Origin of the sequence: Mycobacterium sp. E183 (assembly GCF_001667735.1) — a bacterium.
In the GTDB taxonomy this organism is placed as follows: Bacteria; Actinomycetota; Actinomycetes; order Mycobacteriales; family Mycobacteriaceae; genus Mycobacterium.
Map to the genome: position 1 here is coordinate 24,989 of NZ_LZJN01000196.1, position 26,423 is coordinate 51,411.

Annotated in this window: 24 protein-coding genes; 11 read left to right on the plus strand and 13 right to left on the minus strand. The window is 66.1% G+C overall.

Going from position 1 to position 26,423, the window contains the following annotated elements; genetic code table 11:
• The first annotated feature begins 98 nt into the window (after window positions 1-98).
• Window positions 99-1,757 (plus strand): (2,3-dihydroxybenzoyl)adenylate synthase, encoded by a 1,659-nt coding sequence (locus tag A5691_RS23945; RefSeq protein WP_067890018.1) that lies wholly within the window; start codon window positions 99-101, stop codon window positions 1,755-1,757.
• An 11-nt stretch (window positions 1,758-1,768) separates the two neighbouring features.
• On the opposite strand, the gene A5691_RS23950 is transcribed toward A5691_RS23945, so the two are convergent.
• Both A5691_RS23950 and A5691_RS23955 read right to left on the minus strand, forming a co-directional pair.
• Complete coding sequence (locus A5691_RS23950) at window positions 1,769-2,383, minus strand: TetR/AcrR family transcriptional regulator (protein WP_067748371.1); 615 nt, start codon at window positions 2,381-2,383, stop codon at window positions 1,769-1,771.
• 87 nt (window positions 2,384-2,470) lie between these two features.
• Window positions 2,471-3,217, minus strand: a complete 747-nt coding sequence (locus tag A5691_RS23955) for a maleylpyruvate isomerase family mycothiol-dependent enzyme (RefSeq protein WP_082950474.1) — start codon at window positions 3,215-3,217, stop codon at window positions 2,471-2,473.
• A gap of 946 nt (window positions 3,218-4,163) precedes the next feature.
• Between A5691_RS23955 and A5691_RS23960 the strand changes: the two genes are divergently transcribed.
• The 3 genes from A5691_RS23960 to A5691_RS23970 all read left to right on the plus strand — a co-directional run bounded on the left by A5691_RS23960 (window position 4,164) and on the right by A5691_RS23970 (window position 8,232).
• Complete coding sequence (locus A5691_RS23960) at window positions 4,164-5,546, plus strand: condensation domain-containing protein (RefSeq protein ID WP_067890014.1); 1,383 nt, start codon at window positions 4,164-4,166, stop codon at window positions 5,544-5,546.
• Between the two features lie 86 nt (window positions 5,547-5,632).
• Complete coding sequence (locus A5691_RS23965) at window positions 5,633-6,988, plus strand: hypothetical protein (protein WP_068017773.1); 1,356 nt, start codon at window positions 5,633-5,635, stop codon at window positions 6,986-6,988.
• Complete coding sequence (locus tag A5691_RS23970) at window positions 6,982-8,232, plus strand: hypothetical protein (RefSeq protein WP_067748364.1); 1,251 nt, start codon at window positions 6,982-6,984, stop codon at window positions 8,230-8,232. Before A5691_RS23965 ends, A5691_RS23970 begins: the two co-directional genes overlap by 7 nt.
• A 77-nt stretch (window positions 8,233-8,309) precedes the next feature.
• Here the strand turns inward: A5691_RS23970 and fadD4 are convergent, their stop codons facing one another.
• From fadD4 to A5691_RS23990, 4 genes are read right to left on the minus strand one after another with little or no spacing between them, the layout of a single operon-like run.
• Window positions 8,310-9,839: a fatty-acid--CoA ligase FadD4 gene (gene fadD4 / locus A5691_RS23975; RefSeq protein WP_067748362.1), complete on the minus strand. Its 1,530-nt coding sequence runs from the start codon at window positions 9,837-9,839 to the stop codon at window positions 8,310-8,312.
• 42 nt (window positions 9,840-9,881) lie between these two features.
• Complete coding sequence (locus A5691_RS23980; RefSeq protein WP_067748360.1) at window positions 9,882-10,814, minus strand: TIGR03619 family F420-dependent LLM class oxidoreductase; 933 nt, start codon at window positions 10,812-10,814, stop codon at window positions 9,882-9,884.
• 2 nt (window positions 10,815-10,816) lie between these two features.
• Entirely contained in the window at window positions 10,817-11,428 is a 612-nt protein-coding gene (locus A5691_RS23985; RefSeq protein ID WP_067748545.1) for a nitroreductase family protein, read from the minus strand.
• A gap of 44 nt (window positions 11,429-11,472) precedes the next feature.
• Window positions 11,473-12,558, minus strand: a complete 1,086-nt coding sequence (locus tag A5691_RS23990; protein ID WP_067748548.1) for a dihydrodipicolinate reductase — start codon at window positions 12,556-12,558, stop codon at window positions 11,473-11,475.
• 126 nt (window positions 12,559-12,684) lie between these two features.
• On the opposite strand from A5691_RS23990, the gene A5691_RS23995 reads away from it, so the two are divergent.
• On the plus strand, window positions 12,685-13,593 hold the full coding sequence (locus A5691_RS23995) for an enoyl-CoA hydratase (RefSeq protein WP_067748543.1): 909 nt from the start codon (window positions 12,685-12,687) through the stop codon (window positions 13,591-13,593).
• 35 nt (window positions 13,594-13,628) lie between these two features.
• A complete protein-coding gene (locus A5691_RS24000) occupies window positions 13,629-14,045 on the plus strand; it encodes a PaaI family thioesterase (RefSeq protein ID WP_067890001.1) in 417 nt (138 codons plus the stop codon).
• Here A5691_RS24000 and A5691_RS24005 read toward each other — a convergent pair.
• The gene (locus tag A5691_RS24005; protein ID WP_068017776.1) at window positions 14,024-15,043 is read right to left on the minus strand and encodes an acyl-CoA dehydrogenase family protein; all 1,020 of its coding nucleotides are present in this window, start codon (window positions 15,041-15,043) and stop codon (window positions 14,024-14,026) included. The two genes, A5691_RS24000 and A5691_RS24005, sit on opposite strands and share 22 nt — an antisense overlap.
• Before the next feature lie 107 nt (window positions 15,044-15,150).
• On the opposite strand from A5691_RS24005, the gene A5691_RS24010 reads away from it, so the two are divergent.
• Complete coding sequence (locus A5691_RS24010) at window positions 15,151-16,323, plus strand: acyl-CoA dehydrogenase family protein (protein WP_067889990.1); 1,173 nt, start codon at window positions 15,151-15,153, stop codon at window positions 16,321-16,323.
• Here A5691_RS24010 and A5691_RS24015 read toward each other — a convergent pair.
• Window positions 16,312-17,103 (minus strand): TetR/AcrR family transcriptional regulator, encoded by a 792-nt coding sequence (locus A5691_RS24015; RefSeq protein WP_067748352.1) that lies wholly within the window; start codon window positions 17,101-17,103, stop codon window positions 16,312-16,314. The genes A5691_RS24010 and A5691_RS24015 overlap by 12 nt on opposite strands.
• A 320-nt stretch (window positions 17,104-17,423) precedes the next feature.
• Here A5691_RS24015 and A5691_RS24020 point away from each other — a divergent pair, with 320 nt between their 5' ends.
• Window positions 17,424-18,611 carry an amidohydrolase family protein gene (locus tag A5691_RS24020; protein WP_067748350.1) on the plus strand — a complete coding sequence of 396 codons (1,188 nt, stop codon included), beginning with the start codon at window positions 17,424-17,426 and terminating at the stop codon, window positions 18,609-18,611.
• A 33-nt stretch (window positions 18,612-18,644) separates the two neighbouring features.
• On the opposite strand, the gene A5691_RS24025 is transcribed toward A5691_RS24020, so the two are convergent.
• The 4 genes from A5691_RS24025 to A5691_RS24040 are packed head-to-tail and all read right to left on the minus strand — an operon-like array spanning window position 18,645 to window position 22,547.
• Window positions 18,645-19,469, minus strand: a complete 825-nt coding sequence (locus A5691_RS24025) for an enoyl-CoA hydratase/isomerase family protein (RefSeq protein ID WP_067748348.1) — start codon at window positions 19,467-19,469, stop codon at window positions 18,645-18,647.
• Window positions 19,466-20,551, minus strand: a complete 1,086-nt coding sequence (locus A5691_RS24030) for a hydroxyacid dehydrogenase (protein WP_067748346.1) — start codon at window positions 20,549-20,551, stop codon at window positions 19,466-19,468. The genes A5691_RS24025 and A5691_RS24030 overlap by 4 nt, the downstream gene beginning before the upstream one ends.
• Window positions 20,548-21,666 (minus strand): TauD/TfdA family dioxygenase, encoded by a 1,119-nt coding sequence (locus tag A5691_RS24035; protein ID WP_067748541.1) that lies wholly within the window; start codon window positions 21,664-21,666, stop codon window positions 20,548-20,550. Before A5691_RS24035 ends, A5691_RS24030 begins: the two co-directional genes overlap by 4 nt.
• Window positions 21,667-21,698: 32 nt before the next feature.
• Complete coding sequence (locus tag A5691_RS24040) at window positions 21,699-22,547, minus strand: HpcH/HpaI aldolase/citrate lyase family protein (RefSeq protein ID WP_067779974.1); 849 nt, start codon at window positions 22,545-22,547, stop codon at window positions 21,699-21,701.
• 52 nt (window positions 22,548-22,599) lie between these two features.
• On the opposite strand from A5691_RS24040, the gene A5691_RS24045 reads away from it, so the two are divergent.
• Window positions 22,600-23,745, plus strand: coding sequence for an acetyl-CoA acetyltransferase (locus A5691_RS24045; protein ID WP_067748342.1), 1,146 nt, complete (start codon window positions 22,600-22,602; stop codon window positions 23,743-23,745).
• On the plus strand, window positions 23,745-24,149 hold the full coding sequence (locus tag A5691_RS24050; protein ID WP_067748340.1) for a Zn-ribbon domain-containing OB-fold protein: 405 nt from the start codon (window positions 23,745-23,747) through the stop codon (window positions 24,147-24,149). Before A5691_RS24045 ends, A5691_RS24050 begins: the two co-directional genes overlap by 1 nt.
• Window positions 24,150-24,166: 17 nt before the next feature.
• On the opposite strand, the gene A5691_RS24055 is transcribed toward A5691_RS24050, so the two are convergent.
• Complete coding sequence (locus A5691_RS24055; RefSeq protein WP_082950476.1) at window positions 24,167-25,687, minus strand: class I adenylate-forming enzyme family protein; 1,521 nt, start codon at window positions 25,685-25,687, stop codon at window positions 24,167-24,169.
• Window positions 25,688-25,796: 109 nt separating this feature from the next.
• Between A5691_RS24055 and A5691_RS24060 the strand changes: the two genes are divergently transcribed.
• Window positions 25,797-26,423, plus strand: a 627-nt coding sequence (locus A5691_RS24060) for an SDR family NAD(P)-dependent oxidoreductase (protein ID WP_067780009.1), incomplete at its 3' end; no start/stop codon positions are given.

Here is a 26,423-nt window from a genome sequence, read left to right on the forward strand (position 1 = left end):
AACCCTCCCTGAATTAGCACAGGCTGCCCTAAGTTGTGGTGGTTACCCTATCCTTACTCACGAATCGCCGCTACTACGCCCCCCGCCTGAGGACCTCGATGACCGCGAACGCACGGCAACCCCTGGCCGGGGCCCTCGAAGGGTTTGTGCCGTTCCCCGCCGACCGCGCCGCCGCGTATCGGGCGGCCGGCTACTGGACTGGGCGCACTTTGGACAGCATCCTCAGCGACGCCGCGCGGCGCTGGCCCGACCGAACCGCCGCGCTCGACGCCGCGGACGGCTTCGGCTTGAGCTACGCGCGGCTCGACGAGCGCGCCGGCCGCGCCGCCGCGGGACTGCGGGCACTGGGCATCGCGCCCGGCGACCGGGTGCTGCTGCAATTGCCGAACGGTTGCCAGTTCGCGGTGGCGCTCTTCGGGCTGCTGCGGGCGGGCGCCATCCCGGTGTTGTGTCTGCCCGGCCACCGGGCGGCCGAATTGGGGCACTTCGCCGCCGTGAGCGGGGCCACCGCGTTGGTGATCGCCGACGCGGCCAACGGTTTCGATTACCGCGCCATGGCGCGCGCTCTCGTCGCGGACCACCCGACGCTCGCCCACGTCATCGTCGACGGTGAGCCGGGCTCGTTCACCTCGTGGACGCAACTATGCGGTCAGGCCACCGCCCCACCTCCGACGCCGCCGGCCGACCCCGGATCGCCTGCCTTGCTTCTCGTTTCGGGCGGCACCACCGGCACCCCCAAACTCATCCCCCGCACCCATGACGACTACGTGTTCAACGCGACCGCGAGCGCACAGGTGTGCCGGTTCACCGCCGACGACGTCTATCTGGTGCTGCTCTCGGCGGGGCACAACTTCCCGTTGGCCTGCCCCGGCCTGCTCGGCGCCATGACGGTGGGCGCCACCACTGTGTTCGGCACCGACCCCAGCCCCGAGGCCGCCTTCGCCACCATCGAGCGCCACGGCGTCACCGTCACCGCTCTGGTGCCGGCCCTGGCCAAGCTGTGGGCGCAGGCCTGCGGGTGGGAGCCGGTGACGCCGAAGTCCCTGCGGCTCTTGCAAGTTGGCGGGGCGAAATTGGAGCCCGACGACGCCCGCATGATCCGTGCCGCGTTGACGCCGGGGCTACAGCAGGTGTTCGGAATGGCGGAGGGGCTGCTGAATTACACCCGCCCGGGCGATCCGCCCGAGGTCGTCGACCACACCCAGGGGCGGCCGTTGTGCGTGGCGGACGAATTGCGGGTGGTCGACGCGGACGGCGAACCGGTCGCGCCGGGCGAGGAAGGCGAGCTCCTGGTGCGCGGGCCGTACACGCTCAACGGCTACTACCGTGCCGAGCGCGACAACGAGCGCTGCTTCGACCAGGACGGCTTCTTCCGCAGCGGTGACCTGGTCCGGCTGCGGCGCGACGGGTACCTGACGGTCACCGGACGGGTCAAGGACGTGATCTGCCGGGGCGGCGAAACCATCTCCGCGGCGGACCTCGAGGAGCAGATGCTCACTCACCCGTCGATCTTCTCCGCGGCCGCGGTGCCGCTGCCCGACCCGTACCTCGGCGAGAAGATTTGCGCGGCAGTCGTTTTCACCGGCACGGCGGTCACGTTGGCGGAACTGAACACCCACCTCGATCAGCGCGGCACGGCCGCCCACGCCCGGCCCGATGTGCTGGTCGCCATGGCATCGCTACCGACCACCCCGATCGGCAAGATCGACAAAAAGGCGATCGCGCGCCAGATTTCGGCCGGGCAAGCGCCAAGCTGACAACGGATGAGTCAGCTGTCCTTGTCGCGCAGGGCGTTCAGCAGCCGGTCCATCACCGCGCCGGCATCCGCGCGCGCTTGGCGCTGGTCGTCAGCGCGGGCGATGTAAAGCGTCGCCTCGCGCAGCGCCCCCATGACGGTTAGGGCCGTCGCCTCAACGGGCTGGCGCGGGATGCTGCCGGACTCGATCGCGTCATTCAGCAGCGCCGTCACGAATCCGATGTTGTACCGATGCCCGATGTCGCTCCAGCGTTCCCAGCCCAGCACCGCGAGCGCCTCCAGCAGCACAATGCGCTGAACCTCGGGATCGGAGCACGCGTCCAACCAAAGGCCCGCACACAATCGCATGATCTCGACCGGGTCGGTGTGCCCCGCGGCCGCGACGGCGTCGACCATGCGCGCGGCCATCTCGCCCTCCACCTGCTCGAAAACCGCGGCGAAAAGCTCTGTCTTGTCGGCGAAATGGTGATACAGGGCCCCGCGCGTCACACCCGCGTCTCGCACGATGGTCTCCAGGGACGCCTCCGCGAATCCCAGCGATGCGAACAGGGGACGGGCGGCGCTGATCAGTGCGCCCCGCGTGTCGGCGGCACGCTCGGCCTGTGTCCGGCGACCATCCTGCGCCATGCAACCCTTACCTTTCACACCCCGCATGCATTCTCATACATACCGTATGAAGGCGGCGGGAGGCGCCACCGCGGGAGGCGGCGTCGGTCAGAACACCCTGAGCCGGCGGACGATGTCCAGAGCCGACGGGTCCCCTTCCGCCTGGACAGCCAGGCCGTCCCAGGTGCCGCGCTGAGTGACCCAGCGGACGAACGCTTGCGAATCAGAGGTGATCCCCGCGGTCACATCGCCCCGGGTGCCGAGCCGCAGGGTTCGGGCACACAACCCGTCAAGCCGGACCTCGACTCCAGTGCGTAATGCGTTGAGCAGCTGGGTGTTCTGTTGCGGGAGGGCCGCCTCGATCCAGTCGAGCGTGGGGCCAAGCCGCAGCTCGTCGACCGTGGGCGGATCCGACTGCAACGGTCCATTCGGAGCGAACAAGTCGTACCGGAGATGGATGAAGGACTCGAAGACGAAGGTGGTGGGCACCACCGAGGCCGGATACGTTCCGACGTCCCCAATCGGTATCTCGACGTCTTGGCCCTCCACCGCGGCGAGCAACTCCAGCCCTCGCGCACTGACTGCCTCGTAGTCGGCCAGGACGTCTGCGGGCGTCATCCAGCGACGTGACTCCACATAGAGGTCAGCGGCGCGTTCGGCGGGCAGCCCACCGGGATCGGGCAACGTCGATGGATCGACCGCCAACCAGTAGCTACACGCCATGTGCGACACCAGATCCTGAACAGACCATCCAGGACATCCGCTGTCCTTCGCCCACATCGAAGCGGGCAATCCCGAGCAGACCTCCAAAACAACTCCGCGTTCCTTCGCAATGGCATCGAGCGTGGCACTCACTATCCCTCACCTCCTAGATACATACCGTATGTATAAACATACACACTGTATGTATGGAGTCAAGGCTTCACGGATCTCCGATCCCACCGTTGACTTTCGGCAACACCCGTGGCTAATCGTCTTCCTGCGCCGGCATTTCCGCTCGCGGCCAAAACGGTTGCCAACAGCCAGGTCTGGCAAAGCACGCAGAAGGGTTCCCGTGCCGGGACGCCTGGCCGGCGTGCCTCCGCGGCAAAGAGGGCGGCCCGGACGCGTACGACCTTCCCGGCCGCTCCGTCAGCGCGCGCTGGGCCGAATGTAAGGCGTTGCGGCACATCGGGATAGCCCGGCCGTGGTATCTCTCGGGCGTTCGCGTCGGGTTCGGTCGCACTCAAAGGGAGACCGCGGCAGCCCCTTTCGCATTTTGGATGGCCCGTTCGTCCGATGGATGACGTGGGCAGAAGATTACTTCGACCGGTACTATTCCGCCTTAACCGAACCTGAGATATGGTGATCGCGGCGCCGTTCCGCAGGCCCGGGGGTGACAAGAATTGCATCGCCACGATAGCGCCCGCTATCCGGTGATGGTCGGGCCGAGGCGTCGAGTAAAAGGCTTTTAGTAGTTATCTTGAGTTAGCCGCGCGCGAAATATGCGATCCGCGTTGCGGTTACCTCGCACGGCAAGACGACGGCGATCGGCGAGTCTTCTGCATTCTCGTGCGATTGTCACGCCCGAGGAGAATCTTCAATGACTGCGCCCCGCGACGCTCTGACTGCTTTCGCGGCGTCAACTCGGACCAGCGTGAGCCAAATCACTTCTGCGCATTCCACGCAGCTAGCGGCAGCGCCACTTGCTGGGCTCGTGGTGCGCAATTCCCTCGGCGGTCGAATTCATCCGGCAACCAATGCACGGTCACGTTAAGGTCATCCGGACCGGCGTCGCCTACTGACGGAGGAAAGGTCGCGCATGTTCCTGGGCACGGTTGACGACTGGACAGCCGAGGGCACCGTCGTATCGTGGTTTCCCACCGCCAGCACCTACGAGCAGGCAGCCGACGCGCAATACCATCCGGCGGCGGTCAGTTATCAGCAGTCGCAGCATCTTCGGTATTACCGACGCCAGGTCAACCGCGGCCGCGATATCCCGCGATTGTGCATAGGAGCCTGGGAGATTTGGGGCGTCTGCGACATAGACGCGATGACCCACGCGCTGAACAGCCATGTGCGGCGGCACGACGCCTATCATGACCGGTTCGCCTTCGACGACGGCGACGAGGTGGTTCGCCACGTTATCGCCGACCCCGAGACCATCACGTTGGAAGCAACGGATCTCGGCGAAATGGCGCCGCATCAGATTCGCAAACTGATTCTCGATACGCCCGATCCGCTGCAATGGGACTGCTTCAGCTTCGGAATCATCCAGGGCGAAGACCGCTTCACCATCTACATTGCCGTCGATCATCTGCGCGCCGACGGCATGTCGGCGGGTGTGATTTTCCTGGACATTCAGACGGCGTATTTCTCCGCGCTGCAGAAGTCACCCGTTGTGCCGATACCCGCACCCAGCCACCGCGAATACAGCGCGCGGCAACGCGCATTCACTGCGAGCCTCGATGTCGATTCGCCCGAAATTCGATGTTGGCGGGCGTTTCTCGCGGCGAACAATGGACTGCTCCCCAGATTTCCCCTGGAACTGGGCGAGGCGTCCGCCGATACGCCAGGGGCCATCGAAGTGTTCGACCTGATCGATGACGACCAGGGCCGGCGATTCGAGGCGGTGTGCCGCGCCGCGGGAGCCCGCTTCAGTGGTGGGGTGTTCGCCTGCGCTGCCCTGGCCGAGCACCGGTTGACCGGCGCACCCACCTACTTCGGCCTCACCCCGTTCGACAACCGGCGAGATCCCGCGCACGCCGCGGCCGTCGGGTGGCTGGCCAGTTTCGTCCCGTTGGCGATACCCACCGCCGGTGCGTCATTCGACGAGGTGGTCATCGCTGCCCAGACATCCTTCGACACCAACACGGCCCTCGGCGCGGTGCCCTACTACCACCTACTCGAGACGACGTCCGACGAGGTCGAGGTTCCGGACCGGCCCGTCCCGATGTTGTCCTTCATCGACATCCGAAAGCTGCCGTTCGGTGACTACTTCGATGGTTTGCGGGCCGGCATCTGGGGCGACAACCGGCTGTCGGAGACGGTGTGCATGTGGGTCAATCGCATGCACACCGGGACCCAACTGGTGGTCGCTTACCCGGGCACCGACGTCGCCCGCGAGTCCGTCCAGCGCTATGTCGATACGATGCGTGCCGAGTTCACGAGGGTGTGCGACGCCGGGGTGCACAGCCGCACCTGATGGATTTACGTTCTCCCACGCGAGGTCCCGATGTCAGCACCCGGACACGCAGACGTGTCGCGGGGTCGCGACGTAGCCAAGCCGGGATGGCTGCGCGGAGGTTGGCACTGCTGGACCAGGCCGCATTCTTACGGCTGCGCGCCACCGGTCAAGGCAGTACGGTGCAGTGCACGTGGATATACGACCGAGACGTGAATGTCGACCAATTGCGGGTCTTCCGCGCCAATCTCGCCACCGGCCTGCTCGGACGGCGGATCGAGCGCTCGCCGCTGCCATTCGGGCGTCACCGCTGGGTGGCCGACCGCCGCTCACCCGATATCGCGCTGGAACCGTGCCGGCCCCGGTCGGCGCTCGGTGCATGGGTCGAAAGACGCGCGCAGGTGCCCGTCGATCCCGAGCACGGCCCCACCTTCCACCTTGGCGTCCTGCCATTCGACGGTGGCGGTGCGGCGGTCACCTTGGTGGCATCACACTGTGTGGTCGATGGGCTCGGCCTCATAGCGGCGATCAGCGAGGCGGTCAACGCGGAAAGCGGCAAACATCGCTATCCACAGCCTAATTCACGTAGTCGGGCGCGCGCCGTCGTCGAGGACCTGGCCGGTGCGGCGCTCGCCGTACCGGGCGTCATCCGCGCGCTGATCGCGACTCTGGGGATCTTGTTCAAGGCGTCCTCCGGTCCCCGGGTTCCGCCCACGATGCCGCGGCCAGGTCCGCCCCCACCGGCCGACGACGAGCGCGCGGGCCTGCCATCGGTCACTTTGCAAACCGACGCCGCCGCATGGGAAGCCCGCGCGCACGCCCTAAACGGAACCGCCAACGCCCTATTCGTCGCATACGCGGCCCGGCTGGCCCACCGGATGGGCAGGGTGCTCGCCGACGGAAGCTCGGTGACGGTCGTGCTTCCGGTCAGCGACCGCAGCGCCGATGACGACCGGGCGAATGCGCTGACCTCGATCACGCTCACCGTCGACGGAGCGGCGGCGGCCGGCGACTTGAGCCGGGTGCGTAAGGATGTCAAGACGCTGCTGACGTCGCTGCAACGGCAACCCAACGAAATGCTCGCCGGATTGCCGCTCATTCCGTTCACGCCACGATGGCTGGTCCGGCGCGCCGAAGGCGTTGCCATGTCGACCGGCCAACTTCCGGTCGGCTGCTCGAATCTGGGGAACCTCGACGCCGCCGTGGGCCGCATCGACGGTGCGGACGCAGCCGGGGTCTGCATCCGGCTGGCCGAGCAGGGCGTCACCCGTCGCCGCATCGAGCAGAGCCATGGCCAATTGTTCTGCAGCACCGGAACGTTCAACGGTAGCCGGTTTCTCAACGTCATCGCCTGCCGAAGCGGGGCCGACAGTGCGGCGACCGCCCGCGAGCTCGCGTGCAGCGCGCTGGCCGACCTGCGGCTGTCCGCCACCACCGTCTACGAAGGCCGGACCGGATGGTGAACCTGGACGTCGAGCCGAACCGACGCGCACACCACCGCCGCTACGCGGCCTGCGCCGCCGCGATCGCGGCTTGGGCCCTGGTCGTCCTGTGGTTCGCGATCAAGGTCGTTCCGCTCGATGTGTACTGGATGTCGTACTACGCCGCCGACTACACGCATGGGTTCGTCCGCCGCGGACTCGCCGGTGAACTGGTTCGCTTGCTCCCCGGACATTACTTCGCGGTCGCGCTCGGTTTGCGGTGGCTCTCGACGGCGGTCTATCTGTGCGGTCTGGCAGCGGTCGCGGGCGTGGTGTTGTTGGGTCGCGGCCGGTCAGAGCGCGGGCTGATGGTTGTGCTGCTGATCCCGTTGCTCCCCTTCGGTGTCCCGTTCGCCGCGTACTCGGCCCGGCCGGACCTGTTCGGCGGGGCCGCCCTGGCGTTGTTTTCTTCCGCTTTGGTGTTGGTGCGCTCCCGCAATATCGCGATGGCATGCTGTGCGGCCTACGGCGCCGCCATCGCGGCGCTGACACTGGTACACGAGGCGATCGGGCTGCAGTTCGCGCTGGGCGCCGTGTTGGCGATCGTCGCCCTGGGTGGTGCGCTGGAAAACGGCCGGGGCCCGGGCGCCCTGCTGGCGGTGACGCCGGGTGTCTGCACGACGGCCGCCGTGGCGGCCTTCGGCCGCCACGACATCGCGGCTCAGCTTTGTGCGTCGGTGCCCCGTCACGTGATGCCCAACCCGTTCGCGACGGTCACGTCGCCGGCGTCGCTGCTGCACTACGTTGTTGACGGGCAATCCGTTCGAACCGACTATCACGACTGGGTGTGCCGCAACGTGATGCCGAACTACGACAACGGAATCGGCGATGCTGTCCGCGCCGTCGGCCACATCGGCATGCTCGGTCTCACGGTCTCGCTGATCTTCGGCGCCGGTGCCCTCGCGCTGACCATGTGGGGACTCAGCGCCATATCGGGGGTGTCGCTCGGCACGTTTGTCGAGGCGCTGCGGGGCCGGATGACGTGGGTCGCCGGCGGGCTCCTGTTGATCTGCCCAGTTTTTGTGACCGGCTATGACTGGACCCGCTGGTTGACGATCGTGACGTTCGATGTCGGCGTGGTCTTCATCCTCTTAGCGGCGGGCAGGCCGGAGATCGAGCGCGAGCCCACGCCAAAAGCGTTGCGTTCCTTCATCCTTCTCGCCGTCATACTGGCGCTGATCCCGGTAGGGGCGGTTCCGGGCTTCGGCGGGCCACGGATGCTTTGAGCCCTGTCGCGTCCACTGCCGCGAAGCGCTCAATGATGGTATGCCCGGCGACTCGACCAGGCCTGTTTGACGATCGCCTAGCCTCCGGAGATACCCGCATACTTCTCGACCAGCTCCCGCTTGTACAGCTTGCCGGCATCGGTGCGCGGCAGGCACTCCTCGAAGTACAACCTGCGGGGACACTTGTAGTGCGCCAGCCGATTTCGCAGCCAAGCGATCAGCTCCTCGGCGAGAACCGGGGAAGCCAGGCCTGGATCCGCCAGTTGCACCACTGCGGTCACCGACTGCCCCATCACCGGATCGGGCACGCCGAAAACGGCGGCGTCGACCACGAGCGGGTGACCGATCAGACAATTCTCGGTCTCCTGAGGATAGATGTTCACCCCGCCGGAGATGATCATGTGGTTGCGACGATCGGTGAGATAGAGGTAGCCCTCGTCGTCGAGATAGCCGACATCGCCTACGGTGACCCAGCCCTGCGCACTGCGCGCCGCCGCCGTCTGGGCTTCGTCGTTGAGGTACTCGAAGGGATAACCACCCTCGTAATAGATCTCACCGATCTGTCCAGGGCCGAGCTCGCTACGGTCGTCGTCGAGGATGTGCGGCGTGCCGAGAAGTGGCTTGCCCACCGAGCCCGGGTGAGCGAGCCACTCGTCGGCACGGATGAACGAGATGCCGGCGCCCTCGGATGACCCGTAGTACTCGTCCACGATCGGGCCCCACCAGTCGATCATCTGCCGCTTGATCTCGGGCGGACACGGGGCGGCGGCATGGACGACGCGTCGCAACGTCGAGAGGTCGTAGCGCGTCCTGGCCTCTTCTGGCAGCCGCAGCATCCGGACAAACATCGTCGGCACAAACTGCGCATGCGTGACACCGTGTCGCTGAATGCATTCGAGGGCCTGTTCGGCGTCGAACTTCTGCATGAGGACCGTTGTCGCGCCGGCGGCTTGCGCCGCCATGGTCCACATGGCCGGCGCCGTATGGTAGGTCGGGGCTGGACTCAGGTAGACCGAGTCGGGGCCCACCCCGAGCGCCTCGAAAACGGGTGTCGACACCTTCGAAACGCCGGAGTTCGGCGATGTCAGCGGTCGGCGGATCCCCTTGGGGCGACCGGTGCTACCCGCGGAGTACTGCAGGAGCCGGCCGTCACGCTCATCGGTGATCGGCGTCGAGGGTTCGGCGGCCACGCATTCCGGGTAGCGCAGCCAGCCCCGGAGGTCGTCGTCGGCCATCAACGCCACGGCCGGCAGGCCATCCCCGAGCCGGTCGGACAGTTCCCGGCACGCATCGCGCATCAACCGCGAGGAGACGATGGCCTTCGCGCCGCTGTCGGCAACGACGTAGGCGATCTCGGAGTGGCTCAGGTTGGTGTTCACCAGCGTGTAATAGAAACCGCTGCGCTTGGCCGCCCACATCGCTGTGTGGATGTGTTCGTTGTTTTCCATGAGGATGGCGATGGTGTCCCCGGCGGCCAACCCCGATCGCCGCATGAAGTGCGCGAGCTTGTTGGCGCCGGCCTCGAGGTCGGCGAAGCTCACCGCCGTCCCTGAAGGATGAAGAATCACAGCGGGTTTCGCGGATCCCGCGTGATCACGCAACTGCATGCCGCACCGTCGATTCCTGCCCGATCCCGCGACGTCGATGCATCATCGCGTGACGTCGCGGAACGCCTCCACGAGCGGCGAGAGGACTTCGACCGCTCGTTCGCCCTCCTCTGGGACCGTCACCGTGAAGCGGACATCGGTGACGCCTGCCGCGACCAGCGCCGGTACCGACGCGACCGATGCCGGGTAGTCGATCGATCCGCCGTCGCCCTTCACTGCGCGCGCGACACCTTGGACTTGCAGATTGCCGGCGTCGCCACCGGCGGCGACGACGCTGTCCTTCATCTTGCTTATCGAGGTGGGCAGGTCGGCAAATGCCGAGCCCCAGGGAATCCAACCGCTGCCGAACCGCGCGATTCGCCGCGCGACGTTGCGGTTCACCGTGCCGCTGATCCAACACGGCACACCACCGGGTTGCACCGGCTTCGGCATCTGGTGGATCGCGTCGAAGGACAGTTCGGGCGAGTGATACGACGCCCGCTGTTCGGTCCACAGCGTCTTGCAGACCTCCAAGGTGTGGTCCAGCAGCCGCCCGCGGTGTGCGAAAGACAGTCCGGCTGCCTCGTATTCCTCTCGTTGCCACCCCACCCCGACGCCGAGATCGACGCGACCGCCGGAAAGCACATCGAGCGTCGCCAGCTGTTTGGCCAGGACCGCGGGACGCCGCAGGGCGGCCAACAGTATCGAGGTCCCCAGCCGGATCCGCTCGGTCGTGGCAGCGATCGCGGTGAGCACGATGAGCGGTTCCAGCCAGCTGCCGTCGGGCCCCGTAGGTTGGCGGCCGCCGGACGCACCACCGACCGAGGGGTCGGCGTATGCCTCCAGCTTCTCGCCGAACACCACATGGTCGGAGACGACCACACGGTCGATCCCCGCACCATCCATCGCCCGTGCCATTGCCAGCGTCGCCCGCCAATCATGTTGCGGGCCATCGGTAAAGGTGCGCAGGTACAACGAGATCTCGGGGTATCCCACTGTCACTCCCCTGTCTTGTGCCAAGGCCGGTCCCAACGATCGATGGCCGCGACCTCGTCCAGCGGTTTACGCCGCACGGCATGATGTCCGCCCTTGGGCCAGCCGACCGTCAGCAACGTCGCGATCTTCCAGTCGCCGGGAATGCCGACCATCGAGCGCAGCTGGTCCTCGCAGGACCCGTGCCACAGGGTGATTGCGGCGCCGAGGCCCTGCGCGCGAGCCGCCAGCAAGAAGTTCTGCACGGCGGGAAAAATGGACCCGCCCTGCTGGAGTTCGGTGGTCCCCCGCTGCGGCTGGACGCAGAACAGCACCAGCACCGGCGCGGCGCCACCGACGCTCATGTGTTCGGCCATCGTTCGCAGCACGCGTGATTTGGGGTCGTCAGCCTCGTCCGCCGGCATCGCGAACCGATAGAACTCGGTCATCACATCCCATGTCCGGTGCGCCGCTGCCGTGACCACGTCGCGCACGCTACTCGATCTGAGCACGACGAATTTCCAGGGCTGCTGATTGCCTCCGGACGGCGCCCAGCTGGCCGCCCGCAGGCAGGCCTCGATCACCTCATCGGGTACGGGTTCGTCGAGGTAGCGCCGGACGGCCGACGCCGTGCGCATCACCTCCCACACGTCGGCCGACGTCCGGGCGATGCGCTGTTCGCTCACGGCTTCCCCTTCGCGGGCAGCACGCCCCGCCAGGTTCCGCCGCGGGCCGGGCCGGTCACCAGAGGCAGGTCGAGGGTCGACAGCAACCCGGGCGGCGCGGCCATCACGGCGGGGATGGCGTTCAGCTCGCGCATGACGGTCGCGTAGGTCAGGCCGCGCATGTTATTTCCGCGGCCATGCATCTCGATGTCGACGGTGTAGGTCGGCATGCCGTCGATGATGACCCGGTAACCCCCGTGGGGTGACGGGTGCCGCGGCCAGTCCGGTGCCGCTTCCTCTCCCATGCGGGTGACGTGTTCGAGCGTGACGCGCTCCTCGCCGCCCACCATTCCGGCCAGCTTGAATCGCATGCCTCCTACCGTGCCAGGCTCGATCCATCCCGATGCGACCTCGTATCGGGTTGTCGCCAACCATTTCTCGATGGTGGTGTCGACGCGATCGAGCGGCAGGCCAACACCGTCGGCAACGAGATGCACGATGGGTGCCCACAACGCAGCCAGGCGCTCGGTGTCGAACAGCGGCGCCGGATGGTCGGGGGGGCAGCCAAAACCCATGAAGTCGAACATGATGTCGGGTTGTCTGATGGGCCCATAGTCCAAAATCTCGAGCATGGTGATGCCGTCGACGCGGCTGCTGAAGCCCGTCATGGTCAGCGCGATCACGTCGTTGGCCCACCCGGGGTCGACACCGCTGTTGAAGAAGCTGGTGCCGCCTTCGGCGCACGCCTCCTCGAGCAGGCCGACGGTTTCCCTGTCCGCCGCGGGTGGGTAACACATCGGCACCAGTGAGGTGCACACCACATCCTTACCCGACCGCAGGCAGCGCGCTATGTCCTGCGCCGCCTCGCGGTAGCGATAGTCGCCCGAAGCGAAATAGGCCACCACGTCCGCGTCCGTCGTCAGGGCGGCATCGACATCCCGCGTGGCGATGACGCCGGTCGCCGGCATTCCACATAGGTCACCCGCATCCTTGCCGTCCTTGGCTTCGGCGTGGACGACCACGGCGGCCAACTCCAGACCCGGGTGCGCGATGAGAGCGCGCAGCGCGCCGACACCGACCTGGCCCGGACCCCAAAGAATCACCCGCGGCCTGCGTTGGCCCTCCGCCATGGGCACCCCTTCCGGCCGAGTTCGGCCACCGCGTGAGAACATATCTTCTCATATAGAGATAACACCATTACCGGACGGGATGAGGAAGCAGGGCCAATGGTGAACGATTACGAATTCTTGAAGTGGGAGACCTTCGACGACGGCATGATCATTCGCATTTCGCTGAATCGCCCCGAACAGCGCAATGCCCAGAATCGCGGCATGCTGGTCGAACTCGACGACGCGTTTGCGCGGGCGGAGGCCGACGACGACGTCCGCGTGGTCATCCTCGCCGGCGAGGGCCCGATGTTCTCGTCAGGTCACGATATCGGTTCCAAGCAGGCGCGCGCGGAATTCAGTCCGGGGCCGGGCCAGCACCCCACGGTGACGATCAACGGCGGGACCCGCGACGGCGCCGAGAGAACCATGCTGCAGGAATGGCACTACTTCTTTCAGAACAACCTTCGGTGGCGAAACCTCCGCAAGATCACCATCGCACAGGTGCATGGGGATGTGTTCTCAGCGGGACTGATGCTGATCTGGGCGTGTGACCTGATCGTCGGAAGCGAAGAGGTGCGCTTCGCCGATGTGGTCGGTACGCGGTTGGGCATGTGCGGCATGGAGTACTTCGGCCATCCGTGGGAGTTCGGGCCGCGGCGCACCAAAGAGCTCATGCTGACCGGCGACGCGATCGGAATCGAAGAGGCCTACCGGATCGGGATGGTCAGCAAGATCTTCAAGCGCGAAGAGCTGCCCGAGCGCACACTCGAGCTGGCAAGGCGCATCACCCAGGTCCCCACGATGGCGGCGTTGCTGATCAAGGAATCGGTAAACCAGTCCGTTGACAACATGGGCTTTTTCAACGCGCTGCAGTCGTGTTTCTCGTTGCATCAACTGAATCACTCACACTGGGCGCAGATCCGCGAGGACAAGGTTCCGACCGCCGGGGAGGCCCAGGGGGTACCGGACTGGCGAACCGCTCCCCCGGTTGTGCTGGCGGCCAAGGACCAGGTCCGGTCCGACGCGTGAGCGCCACGTCGTCCCGCCAGCCTGCGCCCCAACCGATGGGGGTGACCATCCCCGGTCACCTGTTCGGCCAGCTGCCCTTCTACGACGTGGTCGATACCGACGAGTCGGTCGTCGTCGACCTGCACAACCGCCCGGACCTGGTGAACTACCGCGGCGCGTTGCAGGGCGGGTTGGTCGCCACGCTCATCGATGTGGCCGGCGGGCGACTCGCCGTCAAGCACGCGGGTCAGGGTAGCGGGGCGGGCACCGCGGACATGTCCATCCATTTCCTGGCACCGATTGTCGAGGGCCCCGCGCGCGCGAGTGCCACGCTGCTCCGCGCGGGAAAGAGGATGATCGTGGTCGGTGTCGACGTATTCGACGTGGGTCGAGACCGGCTCGCGGCACGGGCGACGTTGAGCTTCGCGATCCTTGCTCCCCGCGGCCCCACTCAGCCCGCGACCGCGCCGTAACGCGCATCGGCGACGCGGTCCAATGCGGTCGCGGGATCGCCGATGACCATTGCCCAGCCGCGGACCCGGCGGTAGTACAACTGGATGTCACCCTCCATACCGAACCCGTATCCGCCGTGGATGTGGAGGCTGCGTCGCGTCGCGTCGCGCGCCGTCTCGTACCCGAATGCGAAGGCCATGCCGGCCAGTTCGCGAACGCGATCGGGCTCGTCGGCGAAGGCGCATGCCGCCTTGAGCCCGAGCAACCTGGCCCCGTCGGCGGCGGTGGCGCTGTCGGCCAGCGGGTGAGATACGGCTTGGAAGGAACCGATTGCGGTGCCGAAGGCGTGGCGTTGTCTGGCGTATTCGACGCCGATCTCGACGGCCCTCTTGGCAGCGCCCGCCAATGCGACGGCGGTCATCGCCAGCCACAGGTCGAGCGCCCGTGAGAACAGCTCGCGCGCCGCGGACCTGTCGGCGAGCACAACGGCGTTTGAGCCAATCGTGATGTCAGCCAGGGGCATTGACGCGAGGTTTCCCACCGCTTTCCGGTTATCCCCGACCGGCACCGCCAGCAACCGTTCCTCCGAGAGGGCGATGACGTAGTCTGCCACCGCCCCTGCCGGGACCAGTTCCAACCGCCCATCGCGTGCGGGACGGGGCGCGAGTGTGGCCAGTCGCTCGCCCGCGAGGACCTCGCTCAGCAGCCCGGCGCCGGTATGGCCGGCCTCAGCCAGCGCGCGGGCGGCGACTTGCGCTTCGATGAGGGGCGCGGATGCGAGTGCCCGGCCGCATTGTTCGGCGATCAGCGCGAGTTCCAGTTCCGAGGCACCCCATCCTCCAGCGGCCTCACCGACTGCCATCTCAACCGCACCCGTCTCAAGCAGCGCCTTCCACAGTTTGGCGTCGAAGCCCGACGGCTCGGCCGCCCGGATGCGCTCGGAGGTCGACTCACGGGTGAACAGCGCGGCGAACGAATCGACCAGCTGCCGCTGTTCACTCGTCAAGCTCAGGTCCACGACCGTACGTCCCTCACACAAGCGGATATGGTTACTCTCAGATTTGAGATTAGCATTATCACACGCACCGTCCTTGACTGCGTGCGACGACAGATTGGCCCATGCATATGCATTTTCACCTCGATGCCGACACGGCAAGCTTCCGCGACGGCGTCCGCAACCACCTTCAAAACGTGTTGAGCCCCGAGTTCGAGGAGCGCATCTACCGCAGCGGCGTCGCCCACGACGACGAGTTCGCCAAAGGTCTCGTCGACAAGGGGTATTTCGCCCCGGGCTGGCCCGTCGAGTTCGGCGGACAGAACCGCGATGCATGGGACGAGCAGATCCTCAAAGAGGAGCTCATGCGTTGCGACGCGCCGGTATATCTTTCCGAAACTACGCGGATGGTGGCCTCGATCATCCGCGAGATCGGCACTCCCGAGTTGAAGGATCGCATTCTGGCCGGGGCCCTCAACGGCGACATCACCATCGCGCTGGGCTTCACCGAGCCCGAATGCGGGTCGGATGTCGCGGCGGCCGCCACCAAGGCGGTCCGCGACGGATCTGGCGAAGATGCGGATTGGGTGATCAACGGCTCAAAGATGTTCACCACCAACGGTCACATCGCCGACTTCATATTCCTGCTCGCACGCACTAGCCCCGACAAGCCCAAGCACCAAGGTCTGACAATGTTTCTCGTGCCTTGCGCCTCGGATGGCTTTGAGGCACAGGCGGTCTGGACTCTCTCCGGAGAACGGACCAACATCACGTTCTACAGCGACGTCCGCGTCGGGGACGAGTGGCGGATCGGCGAAGTCGACGCTGGCTGGGAGGTGCTGGGGCTTTCGCTGCGCTACGAGCACGCATCGGGGTGGGGCCCGCACCTGATCCGACTGCTGGATCATGCCGAACACTGGGCCACCAGCACCCGACCCGATGATGGCGCACCGCCCATCGCCAAGTCCGACGTCCGGCGCCGGCTCGCCCGAGTCGCCATGGAGACCGAGGTGTCGATGCTGCTGCAGCGACGATGCGTATGGATGCACGAACAGGGCGAGATACCGGTGGCCGAGGGCCCGATGTCCAAGCTGTTCAGCACCGAGGCGCTCGAACGCGCCAGCCAAGATGTGGTCGAATTGGTCGGCGCCGACGGCTTGCGCAGCTATCTCGAGCCGACCGCCCCAGAGCATGGGCGGTTCGAACACTCCCTACGGTTCTCGCTGGGCACCACGATCTACGCGGGCACCAGCGAGATTCAGCGAACGATCATCGCGCAGCGAGGTCTCGGCCTACCCCGTTAACTTTTTGCCCCGGCGCGCCGCGGTCGTCCGCGGCGCCGCCTTGCGTGCGGGCCGGGCCTTGGCGCCGTCGACGGGCGGCGTGACGGCCTGTTTGCACCATGCCCACAACTGGTCCTCCGTCAGCTTGGGGTCCTTGCCGCCACCCAGGTGGAAGACGCCAATCTGCGCGAGCGCGGTGAGGGTGGTGTTCAGCAGCGTGGTCAGCTGGGCGGGGGTCATGTCCGTGCGCACCAGCCCGGCCCGGGCGCACGACGTGATGATCTTCGTCAGCAGCTTCTGGTGGGGTTCCCACACCTTGGCAAAGTCATCCGGCCGCTCGATCTCCAGGCTGAGGTTGTAGATCGTCATGACCCGGCCACCGACCGCTTCCGAAGATTCCGCGCGGGACAGGACGCCCCTGCAGAACGCCTCGAGTTGCTCCATCGGGCCGTCGGCCGCGGCGACCTCCTGCCGGATGTCCTCCGTGAATTGACTGGTGACGTTCTCGTAGAGCGCCAACAGAAGTTCTTCCTTGCCCGCGAAGTGTTGGTAGAACGCTCGCAAGCTCAGGTTCGACCGGTCGATGAGCGTCTGGATCGTGAAGTCGGCCTTACCGGACTCCTCCACCAACTCCAGGGCGGTGGCCAGAAACCGCGAACTGCGGGCGAGGGCGCGCGCCCGCGCCGTGCTCAGGCGCCGCTCGATCGTGCGTTGCTGCCAGGTGCCGGGCACCTCGACGTCGTTGTCAACAAGTTCCAAGCCGGTTTCGATCGGGCGGCCGGCGGGCTTCTTCGTAGGCATAGTGCGAACAAGAATACTCGCCCGCACGCGAAAATGTGCGTCCTACCTACCCGTGTATGTTGATTGCCGCTTTGCGTGATTGACGGTTTCCATCCTCCGTCGGGTTTTGTCGACGCGCGTGCCGCCCTGCCGGAGAAGGCTTTCCGGGCACGGCCGCGATGGCGCCCTACCAGACGCGCGACACCGCGGGGTGTTCCTGGCCAGCCAAGCGTCCCCGCGTACCTCGAATCGAATCGCATGCGGTACCGTGGAAACGGTCATTCTCTCTACGAATCAGTGCGCCGCGAATTGAAGCCGCGGGCCGTCGAAGGAGTGCAGCGTTGAGTGCAGACATTCTGATCGTCTCGCCGGATGACCACCTGGTGGAACCGGCCGATCTGTGGACAAGCAGGCTGCCGGAGCGCTACCGCGACATCGGGCCGCGAATCGTTCGCACCAAGGGGCGCATGGACCCGAGCGTCACGTCCGATGTCGCATTCGTCGAGGATCCCGACGGCCGTGACGCGGATATCTGGCACTACGAGGATGCGGTCATCCCGATCCCCCTCATCAGTGCCGCCGCCGGCTACGACCTCGACGAGCTCAGCACCGACCCGATCACCTACGACGAGATGCGTCCGGGCTGCTTTCGCCCGGCGGACCGGCTCGCGGACATGGACATCGCAGGCATCGAGGCCTCGGCCTGCTTCCCCAACACGCTGGTCCGCTTCTGCGGCCAACGGTTTCTTTACGGCAAGGATAAGGAACTCGCCAGACTTTGCGTCGAGGCCTACAACGACTTTCAGATCGACGAATGGGGGGGTAGCTCGAACGGGCGGCTGATCCCGCTGGGGATCATTCCGCTGTGGGACGTCGAACTCGCCGCCAAGGAGGTCGAACGGGTTGCCGCCAAGGGAATGCGCGCGGTGTGCTTCTCCGAGCTACCCAGCCGTCTCGACCTGCCGTCCATCCACAGCGGCTACTGGGACCCCTTCTTCGCGTCCTGTGAGCGCAACCAAGTGGGCATCATGTTGCACATCGGGTCGAGTTCCTCACTCACCAAGTCCTCGCCCGACTCTCCGCACGTGGTTACCAGCGCGCTCATGGCGGTCAACTGCACGATCGCGTTGGTCGACTGGCTGTTCTCCGCCAAGCTCGTTCAATTTCCGGACCTCAAGATCGCATTCGCCGAGGCGCAGGCCGGCTGGATTCCCTACTACCTGCAGCGTGTCGACGAGGTCTGGGAGGACCGTCGGGCCTGGGGCGGCATTCATCCCCTGTTGACCGAACCGCCCAGCAACCAGGTGCCGGGGCGCGTCTACTTCTCCACCTTCGGCGACCCGGTCGCCTTCCGCATCCTCGATCTCGTCGGCCCCGACCAGCTGATGTTCGAGACCGACTACCCGCACAACGACACCAACTGGCCGAGGAGCCTGGAGGTCGCCAATAAGGCGACGGAGGGCCTGGACGAGGAGACAAAGCGGAAGGTGTTGTCCACCAACGCCAAAACGTTCTTCGGCATGGTGTGAACAACTGGCTCCGGGGATTTCGGATCGCGGGTACTACAACGCCTTCCAGTCGGGTTTGCGCTTTTCGAGGAAGGCTCGCGGCCCCTCGACGGCGTCCTTGGTCAGCGCGACTTTCATCCGATAGTTCTCGGCGAGCAGTTCGGCCTCATAGATGGGCAGCGTGAGACCCTTGCGCACGGCCATCCGCGAACCTCGTACCGCCAGTGGCGCATTTGAATTGACGATTCCGGCGATCTCCCACGCCCGGTCCACCAATGAGTCGTGCGCCACCACCTCGGTGAAGATACCCAGGTCGTAGGCCCGTTGGGCGTCGAGTCGTTCGTGCTTGCCCATCAAGATCAACCGCATCGCGACGGGCAGCGGCAGAATCCGGGCAAGCCGCACCCCTTCGCGCCCGGACGTCACGCCGATGCTGACATGCGGATCCATCAACGTCGCGTGCTCCGACGCGACGGTGATATCCGCGGTCGTCACGAGATCCAGTCCCGCTCCGCAGGCGATGCCGTTGACGGCGCAGATGATCGGCTTGGTCATCTGCAGCCACGGCGGCGTAGCCTCTTGGGGCGCGTCCCACTGGCGCATCGAGCTGAGGATGGGCTCGCCCTGGTTGTCGATTCCGGCCGCGTTGTCCATGTCGTGGTCGGCCGCCTTGTTGACGTCCGCGCCTACGCACAGGGCGCGTCCGGCGCCCGTAATGATGACCGTCCAGATCTGTTGGGAACGTTCGATTTCCGAGTATGCGATCGACAGTTCGGCGATCATCTCGTCGTTGATCGCGTTGAGGACCTCGGGGCGGTTGAGGGTCACGCAAGCGGTGTGATCCCGCACCTCGACGTCGATCGTTTTGTACTGACTCATCTGATCCGACCCCCGCTCTCCAAAACGCCTGTGGCGCTGGGACGAAATCCGAATGCGTCTTGAAATCGGTCGCAGAAGCGGGGCCAGACATCGGGATTCAGTAGCCGTGGTGGCACACCGCCGCCGAAGATCGTCTGCCACTGCGTGGCCGTGGCAACGGCGATATCGCGCGTGGCCTCGACCGTGATACCCGCGGTGTGGGGCGTGGCCACCACATTGGCAAGCTGCAGCAACGGATTTTCCTGGCGCGGTGGTTCCTCATGGAACACATCCAACCCCGCCCCGGCGATTCCTCCGGTGCGGAGCGCTTCGAGGAGCGCGGTTTCGTCATGGACGGGTCCGCGCGCTGTGGTGATGAAGAACGCTGTCGGCTTCATCGCCGCGAACTGCCGACTGCCGATCAATCCCTCGGTCTCACTGGTCAACGGACAGGTCACCTGGACGAAGTCCGAGCGCTCGAGCAGTTCGGCAAGCGCGACGGCTCGCACCCCGCGTGCTCGCGCGCTCGCCTCGTCGAGGTAAGGGTCGAAAACGAGGACCTCCATATCGAACGGCGCGCACAGTTCAACCAGGCGCCCACCGATCGCCCCGAGCCCGATGACACCCAGCGTCTTGCCCATCAACTGATTGCCCCGCAGGACCATTCGATCGCTGAGGGAACCGGCTCGCAGCATCCGGTCTCCCGCGGTGATCTTCTTGGCCAGGTCGAGCATAAAGCCCAGCGCGTGCTCGGCGACCGCCTCCGCGCCCGGCCCGGAGTTGTTGCACACCGCGATTCCGGCGCGTGTGCACGCGTCCACGTCGATGACGTCGTACCCCGCGCCCGCCGAGCACACGGCGAGAAGCTTGTGACACCGTCGCAGCAAATCCGGCCCGGCCAGCCACTGCGCACCGCCGGCGTAGCCGGCCACGTCCGTGCGGGTGGCGACCTGGTATCCGTGTGCGGATTCCAAGATGGCCCAGCTGTCCGTGTCGGCCGCGGTCAAGTCGAGCTTGACCAGGTCGACGTCGGCATTTTCGAGGATCTCGCCGGCCACGGGATCCGTCCACCGCTCGTAAACCAGACGCGGACGAACGCTCACGTGTTCTTGACTTTGGGTTTCGCCTGCGCCGCCTTGAACATTTCGGCCAGTTCGGTGTTGACGTTCTTGTAGTCGTTGCGGGCGATGGCGCCGTCGCGGCCCTCGACTACGTCGTATCCGAGGCGCAGGTCCTTGTTCTCCATGTGGAAGTACTCACGGCCGATCGGCAGTCGGCGGTCTTCGCGCGGCACTTCCATCCACGCCCGCAGGAAGCAGCGCGCCTTCTTCGGATCATTGCTGCTGACGAAGTCGGACCGCGAATGGCACATCGCGAAGTTGTTGGCCACCGCGGCCTCGCCGGATTCCAGTCGGAATTCGACTTGCTGCTCGACCAGGATGTTGCGCAGTAGATCCACCGCCTCGACCTCTTGTGGCGTGAACTCACGGCCCAGGGCGTGCATCGCGGGCAGGATGCTGCTGTAGGTGAAGTTGATGCAGATTCGTCCGTCGATTTGGGAGAAGACGGGCACGTCATAGGGCGTCACGTCGGGTTGGTCGTCGGGCTGCTCGCTGCGGCGATGATGCGGGAACCCCCGGTAGAGCACTTCGAGCAGATCCGGCCGTTCCGCCAGAACCCGGTTGTGCGCAGCAGGCCCGCTGGCGAACTGGCTCTCCCCACCCTGCGCCGCGGGATACACACACAGCAGCGACAGGATGTCGGCGGCGTCGTTGTGCATCGCCAGCTCAGCCCGGGATTTGGTGCCCCGGGCGGGTTGTACGCCACCCGGCAGGATCTCCTCCTGCACGCGCACCATCCGGTGACCGAAGGAGTTGTTCGACACGAGATACCCGAGGTGCGTGCAGAACGCCCAGTAAATTCTCTCGAGTTCCTCGATCGAGTGCTGTTCGACCGGAAAGCCGCGCACGCAGGCCAAGCCTTTGCCGAACATTAGTTCCCGGTAGAGCCGGGCCAGATCGTCGTCGAGATCCGGGTGCCGTGCGTCCTCGGGCGTGATGTCGTCTCGGTCCTTGTTCGCCGTCTTGGCCAGGATCGATTCCAAAGCCGCTACGTTGCGGGCCGATAAGTCGAACGCGAAGTCCTCCTTGCTCGTGAAGTCGGCCCCGGTCCACGCCATCGTGTCGGTGACGGGTTCGGTATAGATGGCTGTCGGCATCCGGTCCTCCTGAATGGGTTGGCTCACTGCGGCTATTGGTCGTCGTTCGTGCAAATCGGTTCGCGCGGTGACTCGCTCAGCCCGCGGAGCGCTTGCGCGCGCGTGGTGGCCGCCTCCGTCATCATCCCAATGTCGGTCCCCGCCGAGATGAACCGCAAACCCATCCCCACGAAACGACTGAGCAGTTCGAGGGACTTTATTCCGGCCATCCCGAGCGCCACGCCGTGACTTCGGCAAGCCGCCGCGACCGATTCTACCGCACGCTGGAAATGGGGATTCTCATACTGCCCGTGGATGCCCATTTCAGCGGTCAGATCGCTCGGCCCGACGAGGATCATGTCGACGCCTTCCACCGACGCGATGGACTCGCAAGCTTCGACCGCCTGCGGAGTCTCGATCATCACGGCCACGACGGTGCGCCGTTCGAGCACCTCGACCAATTGTGTCGCCGGACGCTGCCCGAATCCGCTGACAGCGTTGGGACCCGATATCGATCGATGGCCGAGCGGGGGAAACCGCGCGGCGTGAACCACCGCCTCCGCCTCGCTCTTCGAATTCACATGCGGGACAATCACTCCCACTGCCCCGCCATCCAGCACACGGGCAATGACGCTGGCGTCGTGCGACGGCACCCGCACCAGACCGGATATCCCCGCCCCGAGCGCGCTCATGCAGAGCATCTGTGCGGTTTCCAATGACGTGGATGTGTGTTCGAGATCGACATAAACGGCGTCGTACCCGCAGGCCGCCGCAACCGCGGGAACATCAGGGGTGCGTGAGTTGAGCAGAGCCAGGCACAGCACCAGGGGGTGTCCTCGCAAGGCGTCCCGCAGCGCCGTCGTCATAGGCTCACGGTAGCCGACCGAGAATGCGGTTTCCATCTTTCTGCGAACTGTCGTTATCGAGCGGGCGGCGGTGTGATAACCATGAGCTATGCCGCCGAATCGCGTCGCTATCGTGGGCGCAGCCCTTTCCGACTGCGGTCGAGTTCCCGATAAGACCGCCATGGCGCTGATGGCGCAGTCCTCGCGGCGCGCGGTCGTCGATGCGGGCCTGACGAAGGACGACGTCGACGGTTTCGGCGCTCATGGGACGTTGCTTCCGCCGGTCGAGGTCGGCGAGTACCTCGGTCTGCGCCCCGACTGGGTCGACGCGACCAACGTCGGAGGATCCTCGTGGGAAGTCATGGCCGGTCACGCCGCGGCAGCGATCGCGGCGGGGCAGATCGAGGTCGCCTTGTTGACGTACGGATCGACCGCGCGCTCGGACGTCAAGCGCCGGGTGCGACCGTCCGCCGCCGCCATGGGCACCGGAGGCGTCCTGCAGTACGAGACGCCGTACGGCGCGACGTTGATCGCCAAGTACGCCATGGCGGCCAGGCGACACATGATCGAATTCGGCACGACCGTCGACCAGCTGGCGGAAGTCGCCGTCGCCGCCCACGAGTGGGCGGCCATGAACGAGAACGCATTTGAGCGCGACCGCATCACAGTGGCCGACGTGGCGAGCGCACCGATGCTGGCCGACCCGTTCACCTCCAAGCATGTGTGCCTGCGCACCGACGGTGGTGGCGCCGTCGTGCTGGCCAGCGAGCGGGTGGCCAAGGATTGCGCGAAAGAGCCGATCTGGATTCTCGGGTCGGCCGACGCGACATCCCACGTCAGCATGAGCCAATGGCCCGATTTCACGACCTCGGCCGCCGCCCGCTCGGGCCCGCGAGCCTTCGCGCAGGCGGGCGTCGGCCCGGGTGACATCGACGTGTGCCAGCTCTACGACTCCTTCACGTCCACCGTGCTGCTGACCGTGGAAGATCTGGGCTTTTGCGCCAAGGGCGAAGGGGGACCGTACATCGAATCCGGTGCGCTGCGCCCGGGCGGGGCGCTGCCGACCAACACCGACGGAGGCGGGCTGGCCTCCTGCCATCCCGGTATGCGAGGGATGTTCCTCATGGTCGAGGCGGTGCGGCAGTTGCGAGGCGAATGCGGGCGGCGCCAGGTCGGCGGGGCCCGGTTGGCCTGTGTGCACGCCATGGGCGGGTTCTTCACCCACAGCGCCACGATGATTCTCGGGAGGCAGTAGTGACGGCACCCGATCGGCCCACGATCGACACCGACGGACAGGCCTGGTGGGCGGCCGCGCAGGACCGCAGATTGACGGTCAACCGATGCCGGTCCTGCGGTCGGGCCTCGTTGTACCCACGGCCGTTCTGCCCGCACTGTTGGTGCGAGGACGTCGAATTGGCGCCGGCCACCGGACGCGCGCGGCTGTACACCTGGAGCGTCATCCACCAGAACGCCGCGCCCTTCGACGCCCATGTTCCGTACGTACTGGCAATGGTGGACCTCGAAGAGGGGCCACGGCTGATGACCGTCGTCGAGGATTGCGCCATCGAAGACCTGCGCGCAGACATGGATCTGATGGTTGCCTTCCGCGAAGACGGCGATGGATTCGTCGTACCGGTATTCCGCCCGGCACGCGCCTAAGCTTCGCCGGCTGCCCGTTATCCCGCAGTCGCGAGACGGTCGGCGAGCAAACGGCGCCGCCCGACCGACCCTTCGTCAAGCTTCGCGCGGTCGATCTTGCCGTTGGCGTTGATTGGAAGCGGCTCGTCCCACAGCACGAGTTCTTCCGGCAGTTTGTATTTCGGCATCCCCTCGGATACGAGAGCGACGGCGACCTCGGCCAGAGTGATATCGACGTCGGGTTCGAGCACAATTGCCATGGCCAGCCGCTCTCCGGTGGTGTCGTCGGCGACCGCATAGGCCGCACACTCGCGGACCCCGGCGATCCGAGAAACGGCCTCCTGCACCTCGGCCGCCGGGATCTTCAGCCCGTTGCGAATCACGATGTCCTTGATGCGGCCGACGATCCGCACCCGGTCGCCGACGATGTCCGCCACATCGCCGGTGCGGAACCAGTCGCCGTCGAACGCCATCTTGTCGTCCTCGGCGTCGGTGTATCCGAGGAACGTGTGCGGCCCCCTGATGCAGCATTCGGCGGATTCGGCCGCGGATCCGACGCGCACTTCGACATCGTCGAGCGCCACTCCGTCGTCGGCATGGCGCACCGCCCGCGACTCGCCCCGCAGACCGGAGGTGCTTACCGGTGCCTCCGAGGACCCATACGCACGCATGACGACGATGCCGAAATCGTCTTCGACGCGTTCGACGATCCGCCGGTCCAGCGTCGTGCCGCCGAGATAAACCGCCCGCAGCGGGACGACGGCGTCGCGCGCCACGGCCTCATCGAGTATCCGGTCGAGCAGCCGGTCCGGACCGCCGTACCACGTCGCACCCGAGGTGACCAGCAGGTCGCACGTCGCCGACGGGTTCCAACGGTCCTCGAGAATCACCGGTATTGCGAGCATCGGTCCGATGAACAGCGCTTGCAAGACACCGGTGACCGACGCCAGCGGGCTGATCAGAAAAATCCGGTCTTCTGAACCCAGGCCCGCCGCCGCAATGTAGTTCGCCGACGCTTTGGCCAATGTGCTGAGCGAGTGGATCACGCCCTTTGGCCGAGACGTCGTACCCGAGGTGTAGAGCACGAAGGATGGTTCGTCGGCCGGCCGCGCCGGGCGCGGCGGATCGCTGGCCAAGCGCTCACCGGCACCGAGTTCGATCCAACGGCACAGCCCGGATAATTCCGGCTCGGAGACCGCCGTCCAGTTCGGCGCCGCGCCGAGCCGCGCCCGGGTGCGGGTGAGAATGTCGGCGACGTGTTTGGCCCCGGCACTACGCGGCACGAGCAGCACCATCGCATCCGCCCGCAACGCCGCGTGGATCGCGACCACCGAGTCAACGTCGTTGCCGACCACCAAGACGATCGCGCTGCCCGGCACGACACCGGCGTCTGCCATGGCCACGGCGGCCGAATCGATGCGCTCGTCCAGCTCGCCGTAGGTGAGTTCGGCGCCTCGGTCCACCACCGCTGGACGGCCGGGATGCCGGGCGGCTGCGGAGCGCACCATGTCGAACGGTTCCCCGGTCCACAGGCCGGCGGCGCGGTACCGGGGCCGCAGCGCCTCGGCGCGCCGACGCGCATGCGGCAGCAGTTCAGTCGGGCCGCCCATGGATGTCCCCTCCAATGCAAATTACTGCTCTCGATTGAGTAAATGTAACCTCTCACCCATGCAGTCAATGACTTTCGATAACCAGGTGGCCATCGTCACCGGCGCCGGTGGCGGGCTTGGCCGCTGTCACGCCCTCGAGCTCGCACGGCGCGGTGCCCGCGTCGTGGTCAACGACCTGGGCAGCGCCGTGGACGGCAGCGGCGCGTCGACGTCGGCGGCCCAGGCCGTGGTCGACGAGATCACAGCGGCGGGCGGCACCGCGGTCGCCAACGGGGACTCGGTGGCCACCGAGGACGGCGGCGCCGCGATCGTGGCAACGGCCATGGACGCCTTCGGCCGGGTCGATATTCTGGTGAACAACGCGGGGATTCTGCGCGACGCGGCTTTCAAGAACATGACCGCCGAGCAGGTTGATGCGGTCATATCGGTACACCTCGCCGGCGCATTCAACGTGACGCGGGCCGTGTGGCCGATCATGCGGGCACAGAATTACGGACGGATCGTTCAGACCACTTCCGGCACCGGACTTTTCGGGAACTTCGGTCAAGCCAACTACGGCGCGGCCAAGATGGGCCTCATCGGCATGATGCACGTTCTCGCCATCGAAGGTGCCCGCAACGGCATCGCCATCAACGCCGTCGCCCCCATCGCACGGACGCGGATGACCGAGAACATCATGGGGGAA